Annotated in this window: 2 protein-coding genes and 1 pseudogene; 1 reads left to right on the plus strand and 2 read right to left on the minus strand. The window is 70.0% G+C overall.

What is annotated here, in order from left to right; genetic code table 11:
• Positions 1-479: 479 nt before the first annotated feature.
• Positions 480-683: a hypothetical protein gene (locus tag HY68_RS45030; protein ID WP_241778544.1), complete on the plus strand. Its 204-nt coding sequence runs from the start codon at positions 480-482 to the stop codon at positions 681-683.
• A gap of 14 nt (positions 684-697) precedes the next feature.
• Here HY68_RS45030 and HY68_RS11960 read toward each other — a convergent pair whose 3' ends face one another.
• Together HY68_RS11960 and HY68_RS39580 are read right to left on the minus strand one after the other, a co-directional pair.
• Complete coding sequence (locus HY68_RS11960) at positions 698-1,270, minus strand: sigma-70 family RNA polymerase sigma factor (RefSeq protein WP_041987866.1); 573 nt, start codon at positions 1,268-1,270, stop codon at positions 698-700.
• A 182-nt stretch (positions 1,271-1,452) separates the two neighbouring features.
• A pseudogene (locus tag HY68_RS39580) lies at positions 1,453-1,979 on the minus strand (hypothetical protein); the annotation flags it as partial.

Raw genomic sequence — 1,979 nt, forward strand, 5'->3', positions numbered from 1 at the left:
CGGACGCTGAGCCAGCCCAAGTCCCCCCATGCAACTTCCGCGTGGCACCCGCACCCGGCAAAGCACCCGTCACGACGGCCGGTCTGGTCCGTGGAGCCCCCCCGGCCGCCCCCCTCAAAGAAGTACTTGCGGTGGAGGGCCGGGGGTCAAGGGTGGAGCGAAGCGCAATCGGCGCAGCCGACGCGACGAAGGAGCGCCCTTGACACCCGGACCGCAACCGCGACACTCAAACCCCAGGGGCGGCCCTCGGTTCACCTAACCTCCCGGCCCGCACAGGTCCCGGCCCATGCCGCCCCGACCCGCACCCGCCACCACGAACCCGGTGCCTCCGCAGAGCCCGCCCCCGCCGTGGGTGATCAGATCAGCGTATGAGAATCCAGCACTGCGGGACGCGGAACCACATCGACCTCTGGAACCGGCGTGTCCTGCCTGACGGGTTGGTGCCCGTGGGTTTCGGTGTGGTTCTTCGGGGGTCGTTGGTGCCGATCGTTCTGTGGCTGGCCGTTGGCGGCCTCATCGGCTCCGTCGTCGGCCCGGTCGTCGCCGCAGTCGTCGAGGGCGGGGTCTTCCTGGCCCTCTTCCTTCTGGGCTTCGGGCTCCGAAGACGGGCCGGGCACTCCGTCGGGTGCAGCCTGCGTGGCGCTCTGGGTGGGGTGTTCGACAAGTCGATGGTGGGGTTCTGAGCTGCGTCAACCCGTCAGGCCCGGCGCGGGGCGCGGTCTTCTGGGCGTACTCCTCGTTCCTCCAGTGCCGACCTGAGGCAGCGAAGGGCGTAGTACACACGGGACTTGACCGTCCCCTGCGGGACGCCCAGGGTGTCGGCCGCCTCCTGGGTGCTGCGGTCCGCGAAGAAGGTCTCCCTGAGTACTTCGCGGTGTGCCGGCGTCAGCGCCTGCAAGGCGTCGTGTACCACTATCGACGACAGGATCTGTTCGTTGTCGTCCGCCTTGGTGCCCAGCTCGCTCAGCCAGGTGGCGCCGCTCACCTCCAACGGCCTTGCCATCCGCGTCCGGTGGGCGTCGATGACGAGGTTGCGGGCGACCCGGAACATCCACGGGCGGACCGCCATGCCCTCGGTGTCGACCAGGTTTCGCTTGTTCCAGCAGCGCATCAGCGTCTCCTGGATGACGTCTTCCGTGCGGTGTGTGTCCCCGCCCAGCATCCGCAGTACGTACGAGTAGAGCGCGGGCCCGTGTTCCAAGTAGAGGTCGCGCAGGGCTCGTTCCTCGGGGGAGACCGCGCTGGCCGATCCGATGACCGTCACGTTCATGGTGTGCTCCTGCTCCTTGGGAGGCCCGGTCACAGTCCTGGGGCGACTGGGACCCTTGGCCTCCTGGGGGAACGGAGTGTTCCGAGGTGCGTTCCACGTTCGTTTGACGTTGGTTGTACGAGCCCATGGACTTGTGTGTAACCGGCCCGACTTCGGGGCAAGGAGCGGGCTCCGGCGACCGATCAGACGTATGCCGCCAGTGCGTCGACGTGCCTGCGGACCTGTTCGGCGAGTTCCAGGTCGCCGGGCGACAGCAGGCCGCGGGCTTCCAACGCCTCCCACATGTGCAGGAGTTCGCGGCCGTGGGCGACGGCGGCCCGGTCGTCGTCAAGCTGCTGCCAAGCAGCCGCGGCCCGCGCCACCTCCACCGGCGCCTGGTTGTCCCCGGCGCCGCATCGGATACGGGCCACGGCCAGGGCGAGCACGATGGCCTCGCGGTGGTCGCCGCAGAGGTGTGCGAGATACGCCTCGACGGACCGCGCCTCCAGCGCGTGCGGATGGTCCGCGCCGACCGTACTGGTCAGCCGCTCGCGCAGTTCGGTCGCTTCGTCGAGCGCCTCGTCCAGCCGGCCGACGGACGCCAACGCGTTGATGTGGCCGATCTGGGCGGCGTGTTCGGTGGGCACGTCGACGGGTGCGGGCGCCACCACGGGCGCGGCGTGCACCGAGCCCGCGTGCACCGACCCCGCGCGCGCCGCCGCCGTCGCGC

The organism is Streptomyces sp. AcH 505 (assembly GCF_000818175.1).
Classification (GTDB): Bacteria; Actinomycetota; Actinomycetes; order Streptomycetales; family Streptomycetaceae; genus Streptomyces.

What these genes read in the sequence shown, in the direction of transcription:
- HY68_RS11960 (WP_041987866.1), bottom strand. Translation starts at nt 1,270, where the DNA reads ATGAACGTGACGGTCATCGGATCGGCCAGCGCGGTCTCCCCCGAGGAA.